General features: G+C 71.7%; 17 protein-coding genes. 6 read left to right on the top strand and 11 right to left on the bottom strand.

Annotated features, from left to right (window positions below; all coding sequences use genetic code 11):
• Window positions 1–186 precede the first annotated feature (186 nt).
• Both ABZ404_RS08145 and ABZ404_RS08140 read right to left on the bottom strand, forming a co-directional pair.
• Complete coding sequence (locus ABZ404_RS08145) at window positions 187–1,272, bottom strand: branched-chain amino acid aminotransferase (protein WP_358837707.1); 1,086 nt, start codon at window positions 1,270–1,272, stop codon at window positions 187–189.
• Window positions 1,273–1,512: 240 nt separating this feature from the next.
• A complete protein-coding gene (locus ABZ404_RS08140; protein WP_358837706.1) occupies window positions 1,513–2,553 on the bottom strand; it encodes a 3-isopropylmalate dehydrogenase in 1,041 nt (346 codons plus the stop codon).
• A 211-nt stretch (window positions 2,554–2,764) separates the two neighbouring features.
• Here ABZ404_RS08140 and ABZ404_RS08135 point away from each other — a divergent pair, with 211 nt between their 5' ends.
• A complete protein-coding gene (locus ABZ404_RS08135; protein WP_358990256.1) occupies window positions 2,765–4,333 on the top strand; it encodes a metallophosphoesterase family protein in 1,569 nt (522 codons plus the stop codon).
• 27 nt (window positions 4,334–4,360) lie between these two features.
• Here ABZ404_RS08135 and ABZ404_RS08130 read toward each other — a convergent pair whose 3' ends face one another.
• Window positions 4,361–4,492: a hypothetical protein gene (locus ABZ404_RS08130; protein ID WP_358836543.1), complete on the bottom strand. Its 132-nt coding sequence runs from the start codon at window positions 4,490–4,492 to the stop codon at window positions 4,361–4,363.
• A gap of 285 nt (window positions 4,493–4,777) precedes the next feature.
• On the opposite strand from ABZ404_RS08130, the gene ABZ404_RS08125 reads away from it, so the two are divergent.
• Window positions 4,778–5,128 (top strand): PadR family transcriptional regulator, encoded by a 351-nt coding sequence (locus tag ABZ404_RS08125; protein ID WP_358836542.1) that lies wholly within the window; start codon window positions 4,778–4,780, stop codon window positions 5,126–5,128.
• On the top strand, window positions 5,125–5,874 hold the full coding sequence (locus tag ABZ404_RS08120; RefSeq protein ID WP_358836541.1) for a hypothetical protein: 750 nt from the start codon (window positions 5,125–5,127) through the stop codon (window positions 5,872–5,874). The genes ABZ404_RS08125 and ABZ404_RS08120 overlap by 4 nt, the downstream gene beginning before the upstream one ends.
• A 25-nt stretch (window positions 5,875–5,899) precedes the next feature.
• On the opposite strand, the gene ABZ404_RS08115 is transcribed toward ABZ404_RS08120, so the two are convergent.
• Window positions 5,900–6,733 carry a helix-turn-helix transcriptional regulator gene (locus tag ABZ404_RS08115; protein WP_358836540.1) on the bottom strand — a complete coding sequence of 278 codons (834 nt, stop codon included), beginning with the start codon at window positions 6,731–6,733 and terminating at the stop codon, window positions 5,900–5,902.
• Between the two features lie 124 nt (window positions 6,734–6,857).
• Here ABZ404_RS08115 and ABZ404_RS08110 point away from each other — a divergent pair, with 124 nt between their 5' ends.
• Window positions 6,858–7,706 carry an NAD(P)-dependent oxidoreductase gene (locus tag ABZ404_RS08110; RefSeq protein WP_358836539.1) on the top strand — a complete coding sequence of 283 codons (849 nt, stop codon included), beginning with the start codon at window positions 6,858–6,860 and terminating at the stop codon, window positions 7,704–7,706.
• Between the two features lie 42 nt (window positions 7,707–7,748).
• Here the strand turns inward: ABZ404_RS08110 and ABZ404_RS08105 are convergent, their stop codons facing one another.
• On the bottom strand, window positions 7,749–8,291 hold the full coding sequence (locus tag ABZ404_RS08105) for a GNAT family N-acetyltransferase (RefSeq protein WP_358836538.1): 543 nt from the start codon (window positions 8,289–8,291) through the stop codon (window positions 7,749–7,751).
• Window positions 8,292–8,357: 66 nt separating this feature from the next.
• Here ABZ404_RS08105 and ABZ404_RS08100 point away from each other — a divergent pair, with 66 nt between their 5' ends.
• Window positions 8,358–9,062 (top strand): nitroreductase family protein, encoded by a 705-nt coding sequence (locus ABZ404_RS08100; RefSeq protein WP_358836537.1) that lies wholly within the window; start codon window positions 8,358–8,360, stop codon window positions 9,060–9,062.
• Window positions 9,063–9,171: 109 nt separating this feature from the next.
• Here the strand turns inward: ABZ404_RS08100 and pruA are convergent, their stop codons facing one another.
• Window positions 9,172–10,803 (bottom strand): L-glutamate gamma-semialdehyde dehydrogenase, encoded by a 1,632-nt coding sequence (pruA, locus tag ABZ404_RS08095; RefSeq protein ID WP_358836536.1) that lies wholly within the window; start codon window positions 10,801–10,803, stop codon window positions 9,172–9,174.
• A gap of 34 nt (window positions 10,804–10,837) precedes the next feature.
• Window positions 10,838–11,764, bottom strand: coding sequence for a proline dehydrogenase family protein (locus ABZ404_RS08090; RefSeq protein ID WP_358836535.1), 927 nt, complete (start codon window positions 11,762–11,764; stop codon window positions 10,838–10,840).
• Window positions 11,765–11,948: 184 nt separating this feature from the next.
• On the opposite strand from ABZ404_RS08090, the gene ABZ404_RS08085 reads away from it, so the two are divergent.
• Entirely contained in the window at window positions 11,949–13,118 is a 1,170-nt protein-coding gene (locus ABZ404_RS08085; protein WP_358990276.1) for a helix-turn-helix domain-containing protein, read from the top strand.
• Here the strand turns inward: ABZ404_RS08085 and ABZ404_RS08080 are convergent.
• The 4 genes from ABZ404_RS08080 to ilvN form a co-directional block, all read right to left on the bottom strand.
• Window positions 13,107–13,703: a TetR/AcrR family transcriptional regulator gene (locus ABZ404_RS08080; protein ID WP_358836667.1), complete on the bottom strand. Its 597-nt coding sequence runs from the start codon at window positions 13,701–13,703 to the stop codon at window positions 13,107–13,109. The two genes, ABZ404_RS08085 and ABZ404_RS08080, sit on opposite strands and share 12 nt — an antisense overlap.
• A 100-nt stretch (window positions 13,704–13,803) precedes the next feature.
• Window positions 13,804–15,393: a phosphoglycerate dehydrogenase gene (serA, locus tag ABZ404_RS08075; RefSeq protein ID WP_358836666.1), complete on the bottom strand. Its 1,590-nt coding sequence runs from the start codon at window positions 15,391–15,393 to the stop codon at window positions 13,804–13,806.
• A 227-nt stretch (window positions 15,394–15,620) separates the two neighbouring features.
• Window positions 15,621–16,622: a ketol-acid reductoisomerase gene (ilvC, locus tag ABZ404_RS08070; RefSeq protein ID WP_358836665.1), complete on the bottom strand. Its 1,002-nt coding sequence runs from the start codon at window positions 16,620–16,622 to the stop codon at window positions 15,621–15,623.
• 100 nt (window positions 16,623–16,722) lie between these two features.
• Window positions 16,723–17,250, bottom strand: a complete 528-nt coding sequence (gene ilvN / locus ABZ404_RS08065) for an acetolactate synthase small subunit (RefSeq protein ID WP_358836664.1) — start codon at window positions 17,248–17,250, stop codon at window positions 16,723–16,725.
• Window positions 17,251–17,267: the final 17 nt, after the last annotated feature.

Genomic DNA, 17,267 nt, shown 5'->3' with positions numbered 1-17,267 from the left:
GGGGCGGAGCCCCTTGGGGGCGCGGGGAACTGCGCGACCAGCCCCCACCCGGCCGCAGGTTGACGCGCAGCGGGGTGCGAGGGCCGCAGGCCCCGTGCCTTCAGGGGTGCAGGGGGCGGGGGCTCCGCCCGGGAGCTGTGCCGCCCCCGGAGGGTTTGGGGAAGGGGCGGGGTGGGGCAAAACCGTTCAGCCCAGACGGTGCATCCAGCCGTGCGTGTCCGGCGTCGCCCCCGTCTGGAGGTCGAGGAGGGCCTTCCGCAGCCTCATCGTGACCTCCCCCGGCTCCCCATCCCCCTGCGTCCAGCCAGCCCGAGCCGACTTCACCGACCCCACCGGCGTGATCACCGCCGCCGTCCCGCACGCGAACACCTCCGTCAGCGTCCCCGCCTCCGTGTCCCGCTTCCAGTCCTCCGTGGAGATCCGCCCCTCCTCGGCCGTGTAGCCCAGGTCCCGCGCGATCTTCAGCAGCGAGTCCCGGGTGATGCCCGGCAGCAGCGAGCCGGTCAGCGACGGGGTGACGATGCGGTCGCCGTACACGAAGTACAGGTTCATTCCCCCCATCTCCTCGATCCACCGGTGCTCCACCGCGTCCAGCCAGACCACCTGGTCGCACCCGTGCCCCGCCGCCTCGGCCTGGGCGACCAGGGACGCGGCGTAGTTGCCGCCGGTCTTGGCCGCGCCCGTGCCCCCCTTGACCGCGCGCACGTACTCCTCGGAGAGCCAGACCGACACCGGCTTCACGCCCCCGGGGAAGTAGGCCCCGGCCGGCGACGCGATCACGATGAACAGGTACTCGTTGGCCGGGCGCACCCCCAGCCCCACCTCGCTCGCGATCATGAACGGCCGCAGGTAGAGCGAGGCCTCGCCGGAGGACGGGACCCACGCCCGGTCCTGCTGGATCAGCGCGTCGCAGGCGGCGATGAACAGCTCGTCCGGCAGCTCGGGCATCGCCATCCGGCGGGCCGACGCGCGGAAGCGCTCCGCGTTGGCCTCGGGGCGGAAGGTCGCCACCGTGCCGTCGGGCTGACGGTAGGCCTTCAGACCCTCGAAGATCGTCTGCGCGTAGTGCAGCGTCATGTTGGCGGGGTCCATCGACAGCGGCGCGTACGGGGTGAGCTCCGCGTCGTGCCAGCCCCGGCCCTCGGTCCACTTGACCGTCACCATGTGGTCGGTGAAGTGGCGGCCGAATCCGGGGCTTGCCAGGATCGCGTCACGCTCCGCGTCCGACAGCGGGTTCGCGGAGGGCTTGAGCTCGATCGTGGGCGTCGTCATGGTTGCGTGTCCTTCACCGGTTGTGTGGGTCGGACCGCGCTCACGCCGTCTTCGCTGCTGCTAGGACGTCCGAGCTTTTCCGCATGCCGCGGTCCCACGTTCGATTATCGCTCGTGCGGGACCATGACTGAAACGGTGTGAGTGCGGCCCAGGGACTGATGGTGGCACCCCGGGGCCGTACAGGAAAAGCCGCCGGGTGCTGGTGCGACCCGGCGGCTTGTCTGGGAGAGAGCGCTCGGGTCAGCCCGATACTCGTACGGCGAGCGCGTCGCCGATCTCGTCGGTGGTACGGGCCGAGCCGTCCCGCGCGGCCAGGTCGGCCTGGACGGCGTCCTCGATCCTGGCGGCCTCGGACTCGTGACCGAGGTGGCGCAGGAGCAGGGCGACGGAGAGGACCGTGGCCGTGGGGTCGGCCTTGCCCTGGCCCGCGATGTCGGGCGCGGAGCCGTGGACCGGCTCGAACATCGAGGGGAACGCGCCGGTCGGGTTGATGTTGCCGGACGCGGCCAGGCCGATGCCGCCGGTCACGGCCGCGGCGAGGTCGGTGAGGATGTCGCCGAAGAGGTTGTCGGTGACGATCACGTCGAACCGCTCGGGCTGGGTGACGAAGAAGATCGTCGCGGCGTCGACGTGCAGATAGTCCGTGGTGACGTCCGGGTACTCCTTCGCCACCGTGTCGAAGATGTTCTTCCACAGGTGCCCGGCGAAGACCAGGACGTTGTTCTTGTGAACCAGCGTCAGCTTCTTGCGGGGGCGCGCCTGGGCGCGGGCGAACGCGTCGCGCACCACGCGCTCCACGCCGTACGCCGTGTTCACGCTGACCTCGGTGGCGACCTCGGCCGGGGTACCGGTGCGCAGCGAGCCGCCGTTGCCCGTGTAGGGGCCCTCGGTGCCCTCGCGGACCACCACGAAGTCGATCTCGGGGCGGCCGGCCAGCGGGGTCGCCGTGTTCGGGAACAGCTTCGACGGCCGCAGGTTGATGAAGTGGTCGAAGGCGAAGCGCAGCTTCAGCAGCAGCCCGCGCTCCAGGACGCCGGACGGCACGCTCGGGTCGCCGATGGCGCCGAGCAGGATCGCGTCGTGGGTCGCCAGCGCCTCCAGCTCCGTGTCCGGCAGGGTCTCGCCGGTGCGGTGCCAGCGCCGGGCGCCGAGGTCGTACTCCTTGGTCTCCAGCTTCACATCCGCTGGAAGGACGGCGCTCAGGACCTTGAGGCCCTGGGCCACCACTTCCCGGCCGATGCCGTCACCGGGGATCACTGCGAGATCGATGCTGCGAGACATGAAGGCACCGTACTCCGCGTCCCATGCATTGACATGTCGAGTCCACGATACGGACAGGGCGCGCCGGGGTGCCTCCCCCCTCGGGCGGGCCGCCGAATGGCTGGCGGGGGTGAGGCGCCGGGGAATCGAGGGGAGTTGCATGAGGAGCTGTACGCGCCCCGCTCACCCGTCGGTGAGCCGCGCGTCGTGTGAGGAGAGGACGTTTCCGGCCGTGGACATCCCTCGTTTCGGCATCCCCGACAAGCTCGCCGGCCGTATGGACATGGCCGAGCAGCACGCGTACCTGCGTACGCGGCTGACCCGGCGGGGTGTGCTGCGCACCTCCGTGGCGACCGCCGCGGCCGTCGGCGCCGGTATCGGCACCGCGGCCGCGCCCGCCCACGCCGCGCCCGCCGTCCTCGCCCCCCGGGGCTCGGCCTGCGAGGTGGACGGTTCACTGGTGGCGCCGTTCGGACGGCATCTGGCCTACGGCGCCGACCCGAGGACGCAGATGGCGGTCGCCTGGCAGGTGCCGTTCGCGGTGCGGCGGCCGTTCATCCGGATCGGGTTCGAGCCGTGGGCGCTCGGCCACCGGATCGGCGCCGAGGTGCGCCACCTCGCCACGCCGGTGCTCAACGGGGGCAGGATCGCGGCGGCCGAGCAGTACTACGTGCACGCGCGCCTGGAGCGGCTGCGGCCCGGCACCACGTACTACTACGGCGTCGGCCACGACGGCTTCGACCCGGCCGATCCGCGCAACCTCGCCACGCTGGGCACCTTCACCACCGCGCCCGAGCGCGCCGAGGCGTTCACCTTCACGGCCTTCGGCGACCAGGGCGTCAGCTACCACGCGCTCGGCAACAACCAGGTGATCCTCGGTCAGAACCCGGCGTTCCACCTGCACGCGGGCGACCTCTGCTACGCCGACCCGTCCGGCTCGGGCACCAGCGGCGACACCTACGACGCGCGCGTCTGGGACCAGTTCCTCGCCCAGACCGAGTCGGTCGCCAAGACCGTGCCGTGGATGGTGACCACCGGCAACCACGACATGGAGGCCTGGTACTCGCCGGACGGCTACGGCGGGCAGAACGCCCGCTGGTCGCTGCCGTGCAACGGCCCGGACCCGGTCCGGCTGCCCGGGGCGTACTCGTTCGTGCACGGCAACGTGGGCGTGGTCGCGCTGGACGCCAACGACGTCTCGTACGAGATCCCCGCCAACTTCGGGATCAGCGGCGGCGGGCAGACGCGGTGGCTGGAGCGGCGGCTGGGCGAACTGCGCGCCGACCGCCGCGTCGACTTCGTCGTGGTCTTCTTCCACCACTGCGCCTTCTCGACCACCGGCGCCCACGCCTCGGACGGCGGGGTGCGCGACACCTGGGTGCCGCTCTTCGAGAAGCACCGGGTGGACCTGGTCATCAACGGCCACAACCATGTGTACGAGCGCACCGACGCAATCCTGCGCGGCGCCGTGGGCCGCAGGGTGGCGATCGGTGAGCGCACCGACCCGACACGGGACGGCATCGTCTACGTCACGGCCGGGGGCGCGGGCCGGGCGCTCTACGGCTTCCCGGCCCCCGACAGCTACGAGGGCCACGTCGAGGACCGGGAGAGCGTGGCGAGCTACCACTGGCTCAAGGGCCGCGCGAAGGCACCCGAGACCGTGGAGTGGTCCCGGGTGCGCTACACGGGCTACTCGTTCCTCGCCGTGCGGGTGCGGGCGGGGCTCCACCCGTCGATGACGGTCTCGGCGCTGGCCGAGTCGGGCGCGCGGATCGACCACTTCGAGATCCGCCGGGGCTGACGGCCGCGCACGGCACGCGGCCGGGGGCTAGTGCCCGGTGGCGCCCCCGTTGTCCCTGCGGTCGAGCGCGCGCTGGAGGGCCGCGGCGGCGTTCTTGCGGTCGGCGTCGCTGGTACGGGCGACATGGCGGACACGGCGGACGGTCGTCGTCTCGGACATGAGGATCGACTCCTTGAGATCACGGGGATATCGAGGCGCCGGAAGGGGCGGGGAGCGCTGCCGCAGGGGTTGCCTGCCTGGGGGCACCGCGCTCGCGACCGCCATTCGCTGGATCTAGCGAGACGTTCGGCTCCTCCCAAGCTAAGGGAGGACTCCGCTTCTGTCTCCACGATTACTCGGACTTCCTACTATCTGAGACGGCTGCCTCCACAGCCGTCCGTTCAGGCAGGGCCAGGCAGTGCCATCTAGTTTGCATTCCTACCTAGGTGGTGCTGGAATACAGCCATGGCCGCAGACCGCAGATCCAGTTGGCTCAAGGGCGTCCTCGACCTCCTCGTCCTCACCTGCCTCACCGGAGGGGAGAGCTACGGGTACGAGATCTCCAAGACCCTGGCCGCGGCCGGGCTCGGGGAGATCAAGGGCGGAACGCTCTACCCCGTCCTGAACCGGCTCGAAGAGGCCGGGCTCGCCGTCGGGGAGTTCCGCGCCGCCGAGCGCGGGCCGGGCCGCCGCTACTACCGGCTGACCGAGGAGGGCCGGCGGGCCCTCGCCGAGCAGGGCGCGTCCTGGCTGGAGTTCCACACCGCCGTGAAGACCATGCTGACCAGCGCGACACCAGGGGGACGACCGTCATGAGCGAGCAGAGCGACTACTTCGGGGCCCTCGCCGGGAGGCTGCGGGCGGCCGGGATGCCGCGGAGCGAGGTGACGGCGACCGTCGCGGAGCTCACCGGCTATCTGGCGGAGTCCGGGTCCACCGATCCGTACGAGGAGTTCGGCGCCCCGGAGGACTTCGCGGCCCGGCTCACCGGCGGCCGGGCCGCCCAGGAGCCGGCGGCGGAGGCGGAGACCTGGAAGTGGGCCACCGACATCTACACCGACCGCAAGCACCTCAACCACTACGGCGACCAGGGCTGGGAGGTCGAGGGCCTGGACCGGCTCGGCCGGTTCGTCTGCCGGCGCGACCCGGCGGCGGCGATGCGGTGGGAGTACCGCCGCGAGAACGCCGGCAACGCCGCCGAGCGCGAGGCGGTCACGGCCCGGCTCGCCCCCGACGGCTGGGAGCCGTGTGGGCACTGGCTGCTGTACATGTACCTCAAGCGCCCCAAGGCGGCCAGCGCCGGCCCGGCGGCCGGGCTCGACGAGCTGGTGGCGCCGCCCGCCAGGAAGCTCCTGCTGAGCACCACCTACCGGGGCAAGCTCAAGCAGATGCTCGCCGCCGCGGTCGTCTCGGGCACGGCCAGCGCCGCCGCGGTGCACTACGGAGGCGATCTGGTGATGTACCCGGCGCTGATCGGCGCGGCCGTCGCCGTCCCGGTGGGCTGCGCCCTGGGCTGGCGGCGCGTCAAGCGCGAGATCGCACAGGGCGTCGAGGACGCGTGACCCCGCCCCGGGACACCCCGGCCCCTCAGCCGCCGACCGTCAGGTCCTGGAGGCCCACCACCCGCAGCAGCTCCAGCCGCTGGTGGGCCTCGGTGCCCGGGCGGGCCGAGTGCACCACCAGGAACTGGCCCTCGCCGGAGCTGAGCAGGATCTCGCAGTCCAGCTCCAGCAGGCCCACCACCGGGTGGAGGAACCGCTTCGCCCTGGCGTGCCGGGTCTCCACCTCGTGCTCGTCCCACAGCGCGGCGAACTCCTCGCTGCACCCCCGCAGTTCGGCCACCAGCGCCGCCGGCTCCGGGTCGGCTGGCCGGGCCGCGAGCACCGCCCGCAGCTGGGCCACATGGCTGCGGGCATGCCCGGCCCGGTCCTCGGGCGGGAAGAGGGCGCGCAGGGACGGCTCGGTGAAGTAGCCGCGGATGATGTTCCGGCCGGGCGCGGCCTCGCCGACCAGGGCGGCCGCCATCGCGTTCTGGGCGAGCACCTCGCCCCAGTCGCTCATCACCTGCGCGGGCGCGTCGTGCAGCCGGTCGAGGATCAGCATCAGGCCCGGGCGTACGTGGACCGAGCCGTGCCGCTCGCGCGGCGGCTCCTCGCCCGCCAGGTGGAAGAGGTGATCGCGCCCGTCCCGGCTGAGCCGCAGCGCCCGCGCCAGCGCGGTCAGCATCTGCCGGGACGGGCGCGAGCCGCGGGCCTGCTCAAGACGGGTGTAGTAGTCCGCCGACATCCCGGTGAGCTGGGCGACCTCTTCCCTGCGCAGCCCGGCCGTCCGCCGCCGGGGCCCGGCCGCCAGGCCCACGTCCGCGGGTTCGAGCCGGGCCCGGCAGTGCCGCAGGAAGTCCGCGAGTTCTTCTCTGTCCACGCCCCCAGCATGACGGTCCGTACGGGTCCGTATCCAGGGAGTGCCGCTCCCTGGATGGGGACGTCCCTCCCGCCGCGGGCCGGCTCGCGCCAGGCTGGGGCCAGGCCATCGAGAGGAGCGGAAGATGCGGATCCTGGTGACGGGGGCGACGGGCGAGGTCGGCCGCAGGTTCGTGCCGAGGCTGGTCCAGCGGGCCGACCTGGTGCGGGTCCTGGTGCGCGACGAGGCCCGCGGCACGGCCCTCGGCGCCCATGAGGTCGCGGTCGGCGACGTCCGCGAGGAGGAGTCGGTGCGCAAGGCGCTGACGGAGGTGGACGCGGTGGTGAACCTGGCGGTGTCCTACCGGAACGTGACGGACGAGGAGAACCGCGCGGTCAACCGCGACGCGGCGCTGACGCTGGGCCGGCTGGCGCTGGAGGCCGGGGTGAGCCGGTTCGTCCAGGTGTCGTCGAACCTGGCGTACGGCCTGGGTCGCGGGCGTCCGCTGACCGAGGACGACGAGCCGGTGCCGGGCGGTCCGCTGTGGGGGACGTACGCGGAGTCCAAGGCCGCCGCCGAACAGGGCCTGTTCGCCCTCCACCGCGAGCACGGCCTCGACGTCCGGGTGGGCGCGCTCGCCTTCGTCTACGGCGAGGGCGACCCGCACCTGGCGCAGTCGGTGTACTGGGCGGGCCGGTGGGCCGCGTACCAGCGGCTGCCGATGGTGCACCACGCGGACGTGGCACAGGCGCTGATGCGGCTGCTGTACGCGCCGGGGGTGGCGGGCCGCAAGTACAACATCGCGGACGACTGCCCCGTGACGGCGGTCGAGCTGCACCAGCTCAACGGGGTGGAGGTGCCGCCGGAGCTGGCGGAACGCACCGACCCCGACCCGTTCTACACGATCATGTCGACGCTGCGGCTCCGGGACGAACTGGGCTTCCGCCCGCTGTATCCGTCGGTGTGGACGGCCCGGGACGCGGGCGTGCTCTGAGGGCCTGGCCTCGCCGCCCGCCCGCGCTCCGGGGCCCGCGCCTCACAGCACGTCGCCGTCGCGCCAGTCGAAGACCAGCGGCTGGGCCGGGTCGGGCAGCGGGCGGCCCGCGGCCGGGCGCAGGAAGGTGGTGCCCTCCTCGTCGGGGAGGCGCACCACCCCGTCCGGGCTCAGGACCTCGATCCGGCCGGGCCAGACCTGCCAGCCGCGGGCGCGGTAGAGCGCGGCGCCCTCGTCGGAGGCGGAGAGCGCGCCGAACGCGTACGCCTCGTCGATCACGTGCTCCAGGGCGGCCATGACCCGCCCGCCGAGCCCCTGGCGGCGCCGGTCCGCGCGCACGGCGACGGCCTCGACATAGCCGACGCGGTAGGACCGGCCGCCGTGCAGCACCCGGCGCATGATCACGCTGCCGTGCGCGGCGAGGCCCTGCTCGTCGTCGAGGAAGGAGTGGACGCCGCCGAGGCCGTGGTCCCAGTCCTCGTCGTCGAAGTCCCCGTCGAAGGCGGTGTCGAGCAGGGCGCGGATCCTCGGCAGGCCGTCCGGGCCGAGCTGCGAGGTGTGCGCGGTGTGCTGAGACTCAGTCATGGGACCACTGTGACAGGCCACTTCGCGCCCTTACGTACCGGGCACGGCCGCGCCAGACTCGCTCCCATGTCACCCTCCCCCCAGCAGCGGTGGACGCCCACGCACGGCGAGCCCTACCGCCCGGTCCCCTACCGCCCCGCCCGGATGCCCGCCGCCGAGTCCCTGGCGCGGGCGGCGGCCCTGCGCGCCACGATGGACGAGCGCAGGACCGTACGGCAGTTCTCCCCCGACCCGGTCCCCGAGCAGGTGGTCCGGGACGCCGTCGCGTGCGCCGCGACCGCCCCCTCGGGCGCGCACCAGCAGCCCTGGACCTTCGTCCTCGTCCGCGATCCGGAGGTACGGCGCCGGATACGGGAGGCGGCCGAGCACGAGGAGCGGGTCTCCTACGACGGCCGGCTGGGCGAGGAGTGGCTGGCGGCGCTGCGCCCGCTGGGCACGGACGCCGTCAAGAGCCACCTCACCGACGCCCCGGCGCTGATCGTGGTCTTCCAGCAGCGGTACTGGCTGGCCGGGGACGGCACCCGGCACAAGCACTACTACGTGGACGAGTCGGTGGGGATCGCGGTCGGGCTGCTGCTGAGCGCCCTGCACCAGAGCGGGCTGGCCGCGCTGGTCCACACCCCCAGCCCGATGCGGTTCCTGCGGGAGGTGCTCGGCCGTCCCGTCAACGAGAAGGCGTTCGCGGTGGTCCCGGTCGGCTACCCCGCCGAGGGCTGCGAGGTCCCCGACCTCGTACGCAAGTCCCTGGACCAGGTGCTGGTAGAGGTCTGAGCGCCGGCCCGCGGCCGGGAACGCGAACCGCCCCCGTCCTCGGTTGGGGGACCAAGGACGGGGGCGGGGTTCGCGAGGCGACCGGCGGTCAGCCCATGTGCGGGTACGTTCAGCCCATGTGCGGGTACGTGTAGTCGGTCGGCGGGACCAGCGTCTCCTTGATGGCGCGGGTCAGCGTCCAGCGCATCAGGTTCTGCGGGGCGCCCGCCTTGTCGTTGGTGCCCGAGGCACGGCCGCCGCCGAAGGGCTGCTGGCCGACGACGGCGCCGGTCGACTTGTCGTTGATGTAGAAGTTGCCCGCCGCGTAGCGAAGCTTGTCCATCGTGTACGCCGCCGCCGCGCGGTCGCCCGCGATGACCGAGCCGGTGAGGGCGTAGTCCGAGACCGACTCCATCTGGGTCAGCATCTCGTCGTACTTGTCGTCCTCGTAGACGTGGACCGCGAGGATCGGGCCGAAGTACTCGGTCGTGAAGACCTCGTTCTCGGGGTCCGTGCACTCGATGACGGTCGGGCGGACGAAGTAGCCGACCGAGTCGTCACAGGTGCCACCGGCGACGATCGTGCACGAGGCGTCGGCCTTGGCCCGGTCGATCGCGGCCTTGTTCTTGGCGAACGAGCGCTCGTCGATGACGGCGCCGATGAAGTTCGACAGGTCGGTGACGTCACCCATGGTGATGGCGTCGACCTCGGCCGCGAACTCCTCCTTGAAGCCGTCGTTCCAGATCGACGCGGGGACGTACGCGCGCGAGGAGGCCGAGCACTTCTGGCCCTGGTACTCGAAGGAGCCGCGGGTCAGCGCGGTCTTCAGCACCGCGCGGTCGGCGCTGGGGTGCGCGACGACGAAGTCCTTGCCGCCGGTCTCGCCGACGAGGCGCGGGTAGGTGCGGTACTTCTCGATGTTGGCGCCGACCGTCTTCCACAGGTGCTGGAAGGTCTTGGTGGAACCGGTGAAGTGGATGCCGGCCAGGTCGCGGTGGTTCAGGGCGACCTCGGAGACGGCCAGGCCGTCGCCGGTGACGAGGTTGATGACGCCCTTGGGCAGACCGGCCTCCTCCAGGAGCCGCATGAGCAGCACGGCGGCGTGAGTCTGGGTCGGGGACGGCTTCCACACGACCACGTTGCCCATCAGGGCCGGGGCGGTCGGCAGGTTGCCCGCGATGGCCGTGAAGTTGAACGGCGTGATCGCGTAGACGAAGCCCTCCAGCGGGCGGTGGTCCATGCGGTTCCACACGCCCGGGGAGTTCGCCGGGGGCTGCTCGGCGAGGAGCTGGCGGGCGTAGTGGACGTTGAAGCGCCAGAAGTCGACGAGCTCGCAGGGGGTGTCGATCTCGGCCTGCTGGGCGGTCTTGGACTGGCCGAGCATGGTCGAGGCGGCCAGCGTCTCGCGCCAGGGGCCGGCCAGCAGCTCGGCGGCGCGCAGGATGATCGCGGCGCGGTCGTCGAAGGACATCGCACGCCACGCCGGGGCGGCGGCGAGGGCCGCGTCGACGGCGTCCTGCGCGTCCTGGGTGGTGGCGTTGGCGAAGGTGCCGAGGACGGCCTTGTGGTTGTGCGGCTGCACGACGTCGAAGCGCTCGCCGCCGCCCATCCGCTTCTCGCCGCCGATGGTCATCGGCAGGTCGATCGGGTTCTCGGCCAGCTCCTTGAGCTTGGCCTCCAGGCGCGCGCGCTCGGGCGAACCCGGGGCGTAGCCGTGCACCGGCTCGTTGACGGGAGCGGGGACCTGGGTTACAGCGTCCATGAGTCTCTGAACTCCTTGGTGAGGGGTGGTGGGCTCAGCCCTTGGTGAGGATGGAGCGGGCGAAGAAGAGCAGGTTGGCCGGCTTCTCCGCGAGACGGCGCATGAAGTAGCCGTACCAGTCGGTGCCGTACGCCGTGTAGACGCGCATCCGGTGGCCCTCGGCCGCGAGCCTCAGGTGCTCGTCGCTGCGGATGCCGTACAGCATCTGGAACTCGTACTCGTCCAGTTTGCGCCCGGCGCGCCGCGCGAGCTCCTGGGTGATGGCGATCAGCCGCGGGTCGTGCGACCCGATCATGGGGTACGCCTCGCCGTCCATGAGGATCTTCAGGACGCGGACGTACGCCTTGTCGATCTCGCCCTTGTCCTGGTAGGCGACGGAGGCGGGCTCCTTGTAGGCGCCCTTGACGATCCGCACGCGGCTGCCGGCGGCGGCCAGGCGGCGGGCGTCCTCCTCGGTGCGGAAGAGGTAGGCCTGGATGACGCAGCCGGTCTGCGGAAAGTCCTTCCGCAGCTCCTCGTGGATGGCGAACATCGAGTCGAGGGTGGTGTGGTCCTCGGCGTCCAGGGTGACCGTGGTGCCGATGGCGGCGGCGGCCTCGACGACCGGGCGGACGTTGGCCAGAGCCAGCTCGTGACCGCCCTCCAGCGCCTGGCCGAACATCGACAGCTTCACCGACATCTCGGCGCGGGTGCCCAGGTCCAGGGCCTTGAGGCGCTCGATCAGCTGGAGGTAGGCGTCCCGCGCGGCGTGGGACTGCTCCACGGTGGTGATGTCCTCGCCCACCACGTCCAGGGTGACTTCCAGACCCTTGGCGGCGGCGTCCTCGACGATCGGCACGACCTCGTCGACCGTCTCCCCGGCGATGAACCGGTCGACGACCTGCTTCGTGCCGGGGGCGGCCGAGACGAAGCGGCGCATCTTGTCGCTGCGCGACGCGGCGAGGATCACGGGACCCAGCACGGGGCACCTCCATGGAAAGGGATAGCAGGAGGCCGGAACCCGACGATCGGGGAACGGCACGGAGAACCACCGTGAAACCTAGATATCCGTCCGATCGTCTGCCATCGACACCTGTCACGCATCCGTGCCCCGCATCTCAGACAGATGTCTGAAGGCGGCGCCGGAGTGCGCGAGAATGGCTGCTGTGAAGGGCGACTACCAGGACCTGGTCGATGAGATCTCGGCGCTGCTCGGCGCCCCCGCGACCCTGGAGGACCGGGACTTCGGGCTGATCGCGTTCGGGGCGCACGACTCCGAGGACGACGCGGCCATGGACCCGGTGCGCACCCGCTCGATCCTGACCCGCCGCTCCACCCCGGCGGTCCGCGCCTGGTTCGAGGGGTTCGGTATCACCCGCGCGACCGGCCCCGTCCGTATCCCGGCCGCCCCCGAGGCGGGCGTCTTCCGCGACCGGATCTGTCTGCCGGTGCGCCACCGCGGCGTGGTGCTCGGATACGTGTGGCTGCTGGACGCCGACCCCGGCCCGGCCGAGGACCGGCTGGCCGCCGCGATGGAGGTGGCCTCCCGGATCGGCGGGCTGCTCGCCGACGAGGCGCGGGCGGGCACCGACCTGTCCCGCGAGTTCCGGGCGGCCCTGACCGCAGGGACGGGCTGGCAGCGCGACATGGCGACGACGGCCCTGCGGGCGGCGCTCGGCCCGGACGCGGACGGCCTGCACGCGGTGGTCTGCGTCAGCCCCTGGCCCCGGGAGACCCCGTCGGTGCGGACCGTGCCGGGGACGGCGGCGGTGTGCGCGGTGCCGTGGGGGGCGCACGGCGAGGAGGGCGCGGACGACACCGCCGCTCCCGCTCAGGTGCTCGGGGCACTGGTGCGGCTGCGCTCGGCCGACGCGCTCGCGCCCGCGCTGACCGCCGCCGAACGGCTGCGCGCCACGGCGGGGCCGGGCGCCGCGGCCGGGGTCGCGCCGGCGCGCCGGGGCCTGGGCGAGCTGCCCGTCTCCTGGCACGAGGCGACCGGCGCGGCCCGGGCCGCACTCGCCGAACCGGGGCTCGGACCGGTCGCCCAGTGGGCGGGGATCGGCCCGTACCGGCTGCTGACCGCGCTGCCCGGCACCGCCGCCCACGACGCGGCGGTCGCCTCCCTGCTCACCCCGGCCCACACCGAACTGGCCCGCACCGCCGAGGTGTTCCTCGACCACGCGGGCCAGGCGGGACGGACGGCGGCGGCGCTCGGCATCCACCGCCAGACCCTCTACTACCGGCTCTCCCGGGTCGAGCAGCTCACCGGGCTCGACCTCGCCGACGGCGAGGACCGGCTGCTGCTGCACATGGCGCTGAAGGCGTCACGCCTGTGAGGGTCCGCCGGTGTCCACGGCGCGGATGAGCCGCCGCATCCCCTCGGTCAGCTCGGCGCCGCTCGCCGCCGTCCCCGGGTCGAAGGTCCACTGGGCGATGAGCCCCATCATCAGCGTCATGTAGAGCTTGCCGAGCGTGTCGACCTCGTCGTCACCGACCTCGGCCTCCTCGCCCCCCATGAACATGGGGATGATGCCGCGCGCACCCTCGCGCTGAGCCCGCGCCAGATGGTCGCGCACCCCGGGGAGCTGATCACCCATGACGATGATCTCCATGCTGAGGTGCCACATCGAGCCGGGCTGCTCCATGGTGGAGATGATGTTCGACCACACCTCCTGGAAGCGCTCCAGTGAGCCGGGCGCGGTGGCCGGGCCCTGTTCGGGCGCCTCGAAGGCGTCCGAGACACCTTCGACCAGGGCGATGTACGCCTGCGCGAGCAGCGCGTCCTTGGAACCGTAGTGGTAGCCGATGGACGCGAGGTTCGTCCCCGACTCCTTGACGATGTCCCGCGCGGTCGTCCGCGCGAACCCCTTCTCCAGCAGGCAGCGCTTGGCGCCTTCGAGCAGATCCTCACGGTGTCCCATGCGGGGAGCCTACCCTGTTTTATACGTACGTGTAATACGCGCGTATGGCGAGGCGCGCAGCGCCCGCGCCCCGGGAGGACCGGGGCGCGGGCAACCCGTCTCAGACCAGGTTCACCGAGCGGGCCGAGGCCGCGCCGATGGTCTCGGCCAGCTCGTTCAGCACCGGCTGCGGCACCGTGTCGTCCACGGTCAGGACCGCGAGGGCCTCGCCGCCCTCCTCCGCGCGGGCGACCTGCATGCCCGCGATGTTCAGACCGGCCTCGCCCAGGATCCGGCCGACCGTGCCGACGACGCCGGGGCGGTCCTCGTAGCGCAGCACCACCATGTGGTCCGCGAGCGCGAGGTCCACGTCGAACTCGCCGATGGCCACGATCTTCTGGAGGTGCTTGGGGCCCGCCAGCGTGCCGGAGACCGCGACCTCCTCGCCGCCGGAGAGCGTGCCGCGCACGGTGACGACGTTGCGGTGGTCCGGGGACTCCGAGCTGGTCGTCAGCCGTACCTCGACACCGCGCTCCTGCGCGAACAGCGGCGCGTTGACATAGGAGACGGTCTCGTCCACCACGTCCTCGAACACGCCCTTGAGCGCGCTCAGTTCGAGCACCTTCACATCGTGCTGGGTGATCTCGCCGTACACCTCGACGTCGAGGCGGACCGCCACCTCGCCCGCGAGCGCGGTGAAGATCCGGCCCAGGCGCTCGGCGAGCGGCAGACCCGGCTTCACGTCCTCGGCGATGACGCCGCCCTGGACGTTGACCGCGTCCGGCACCAGCTCGCCGGCGAGCGCCAGGCGCACCGAGCGGGCGACCGCGATGCCCGCCTTCTCCTGGGCCTCGTCGGTGGAGGCGCCCAGGTGCGGGGTGCAGACGACCTGGTCGAGCTCGAAGAGCGGGGAGTCCGTGCAGGGCTCCTTCGCGTACACGTCCAGGCCCGCGCCCGCGACGCGGCCCTCCTTGAGCGCCGAGTACAGCGCGGCCTCGTCGACGATGCCGCCGCGCGCCGCGTTCACGATCCGCACGTGCGGCTGGACCTTGTGGAGCGCCTCGTCGCCGATGAGTCCGAGGGTCTCGGGGGTCTTGGGCAGGTGCACGGTGATGAAGTCCGCGACCTGGAGCAGCTCGTCGAGGGTGAGGAGCTTGACGCCCATCTGCGCGGCGCGCGCGGGCTGCACGTAGGGGTCGTACGCGACGATCTTCATCCCGAAGGCGGACATGCGCTGGGCGACCAGGACGCCGATGCGGCCGAGGCCGACGACGCCGAGGGTCTTCTCGCTCAGCTCGACGCCGGTGTACTTGTTCCGCTTCCACTCGCCGTTCTTCAGCGCGGTGTTGGCCTGCGGGATGTTGCGCGCGGTGGCGACCAGCAGACCGCAGGCGAGCTCGGCGGCGGTGACGATGTTGGAGGTCGGGGCGTTGACGACCATCACGCCGGCCTTGGTGGCGGCGGAGACGTCCACGTTGTCCAGGCCGACGCCCGCGCGGGCGACGACCCTCAGCTTCTTCGCGGCGGCGACGGCCTCGGCGTCGACCTTGGTCGCGGAGCGGATCAGGATCGCGTCCACGTCGGCGATGGCGGGCAGCAGTTCGGCGCGGTCGGCTCCGTTGCAGTGCCGGATCTCGAAGTCCGGGCCGAGGGCGTCGACGGTGGCGGGCGACAGCTCTTCAGCGATGAGTACGACAGGTTTCGAGCTCACGTGATCCTCACAGTTCCAGTGCTGCGGACTGCCGTCCCGACGGCCGCAGGCGGTGTCGCTTGGCCGCGTGGAAGACGCACGACGCTGTGGGCCTGACGCGTAGGTGTTGAGCAGCAGTGTAGTGGTGCTCAAGGCGGTCTTTTCCGCCACGGAGGAATGTCACCCGTCCGGGTGTGGACGGGATGGACAAGGGGCCGCGGCGCACTGCTGCGGCCCCTCGCGAAGGCTTACGCCTCCTCGTCGTTCACCCAGCTCATGAGCTTGCGCAGCTCCTTGCCGGTGGTCTCCAGGAGGTGGTTCTCGTCCTGGGTCTTGTACTCGTTGTACTTCTTCAGACCGCCGTGGTACTCGTCCATCCAGTTCTTGGCGAAGGTGCCGTCCTGGATCTCGGTGAGGACCTTCTTCATCTCGGCCTTGGTGTCGGCGGTGATGATGCGGGGGCCGGTGACGTAGTCGCCCCACTCGGCGGTCTCGGAGACCGACCAGCGCATCTTCTCCAGGCCGCCCTCGTACATCAGGTCGACGATGAGCTTCAGCTCGTGGAGGCACTCGAAGTAGGCGATCTCCGGCTGGTAGCCCGCCTCGACGAGGGTCTCGAAGCCCGCCTTGACCAGCGCGGAGGTACCGCCGCAGAGCACGGCCTGCTCACCGAACAGGTCGGTCTCGGTCTCCTCGGTGAAGGTCGTCTTGATGACGCCGGCGCGGGTGCCGCCGATGCCCTTGGCGTACGAGAGCGCCAGCGCGAAGCCGTTGCCGGTCGCGTCCTGCTCGACGGCCGCGATGCACGGGACGCCGCGGCCCTCCTCGTACTGGCGGCGGACGAGGTGGCCCGGGCCCTTGGGGGCGACCATGCAGACGTCGACGCCCTCGGGGGCCTTGATGAAGCCGAAGCGGACGTTGAGGCCGTGGCCGAAGAACAGCGCGTCGCCGTCCTTGAGGTTGTCCTTGATGGACTCCTCGTAGACCTGGGCCTGGATCGGGTCCGGGACGAGGATCATGATGACGTCGGCCTCGGCGGCGGCCTCGGCGGGCGTGACCACGCGCAGGCCCTGCTCCTCGGCCTTGGCCTTGGACTTGGAGCCCTCGTGCAGACCGACGCGGACGTCGACACCCGAGTCGCGGAGCGACAGCGCGTGGGCGTGGCCCTGGCTGCCGTAACCGATCACAGCGACCTTGCGGCCCTGGATGATGGACAGGTCGGCGTCGGCGTCGTAGAACAGCTCGGCCACTGGGATATCTCCTTGGTGTGCTGGTGTTGCGTCCCACCGTACGGCGGGGATGCCAGGTGAAGTTTTGAGTCTCGCGATATGAACACCGCGAGGGGCGGGTTCAGGCCGAGCGGTCCAGGGCCCGCAGACTGCGGTCGGTGATGGACCGCGAGCCGCGCCCTATGGCGATCGTCCCGGACTGGACGAGCTCCTTGATACCGAACTGCTCCAGCATCTTGAGCATCGCCTCCAGCTTGTCGGCGCCGCCGGTGGCCTCGATGGTCACCGCCTCGGGCGAGACGTCGACGGTCTTGGCGCGGAACAGCTGGACGATCTCGACGATCTGGGAGCGCGTCTCGTTGTCGGCGCGCACCTTCACCAGAACGAGTTCGCGCTGGATCGCGGCGCTGGGCTCGAGTTCGACGATCTTCAGGACGTTGACCAGCTTGTTGAGCTGTTTCGTCACCTGCTCCAGCGGCAGGTCCTCGACATTGACCACGATGGTGATGCGGGAGATGTCGGGGTGTTCGGTGACACCGACGGCGAGCGAGTCGATGTTGAAGCCGCGGCGGGAGAACAGCGCGGCGATCCGGGCGAGGATGCCGGGGGTGTTCTCGACCAGGACGGAGAGCGTGTGCTTGGTGGACATGGTGGCGGTCTCTCTCT

The sequence above is a fragment of the Streptomyces sp. NPDC005878 genome (assembly GCF_040629815.1).
Lineage (GTDB): Bacteria > Actinomycetota > Actinomycetes > Streptomycetales > Streptomycetaceae > Streptomyces.
Note: the sequence above shows the minus strand (reverse complement) of the source record. Positions and strands in the feature narration are given on the sequence as shown.

Bases quoted from the DNA above. Each gene is read 5' to 3' on its own strand.
- ABZ404_RS08145 (WP_358837707.1), bottom strand. From the start codon at position 1,272: ATGACGACGCCCACGATCGAGCTCAAGCCCTCCGCGAACCCGCTGTCG.
- ABZ404_RS08140 (WP_358837706.1), bottom strand. From the start codon at position 2,553: ATGTCTCGCAGCATCGATCTCGCAGTGATCCCCGGTGACGGCATCGGC.
- ABZ404_RS08130 (WP_358836543.1), bottom strand. From the start codon at position 4,492: ATGTCCGAGACGACGACCGTCCGCCGTGTCCGCCATGTCGCCCGTACC.
- ABZ404_RS08125 (WP_358836542.1), top strand. From the start codon at position 4,778: ATGGCCGCAGACCGCAGATCCAGTTGGCTCAAGGGCGTCCTCGACCTC.
- ABZ404_RS08120 (WP_358836541.1), top strand. From the start codon at position 5,125: ATGAGCGAGCAGAGCGACTACTTCGGGGCCCTCGCCGGGAGGCTGCGG.
- ABZ404_RS08110 (WP_358836539.1), top strand. From the start codon at position 6,858: ATGCGGATCCTGGTGACGGGGGCGACGGGCGAGGTCGGCCGCAGGTTC.
- ABZ404_RS08105 (WP_358836538.1), bottom strand. From the start codon at position 8,291: ATGACTGAGTCTCAGCACACCGCGCACACCTCGCAGCTCGGCCCGGAC.
- ABZ404_RS08100 (WP_358836537.1), top strand. From the start codon at position 8,358: ATGTCACCCTCCCCCCAGCAGCGGTGGACGCCCACGCACGGCGAGCCC.
- pruA (WP_358836536.1), bottom strand. From the start codon at position 10,803: ATGGACGCTGTAACCCAGGTCCCCGCTCCCGTCAACGAGCCGGTGCAC.
- ABZ404_RS08080 (WP_358836667.1), bottom strand. From the start codon at position 13,703: ATGGGACACCGTGAGGATCTGCTCGAAGGCGCCAAGCGCTGCCTGCTG.
- ilvN (WP_358836664.1), bottom strand. From the start codon at position 17,250: ATGTCCACCAAGCACACGCTCTCCGTCCTGGTCGAGAACACCCCCGGC.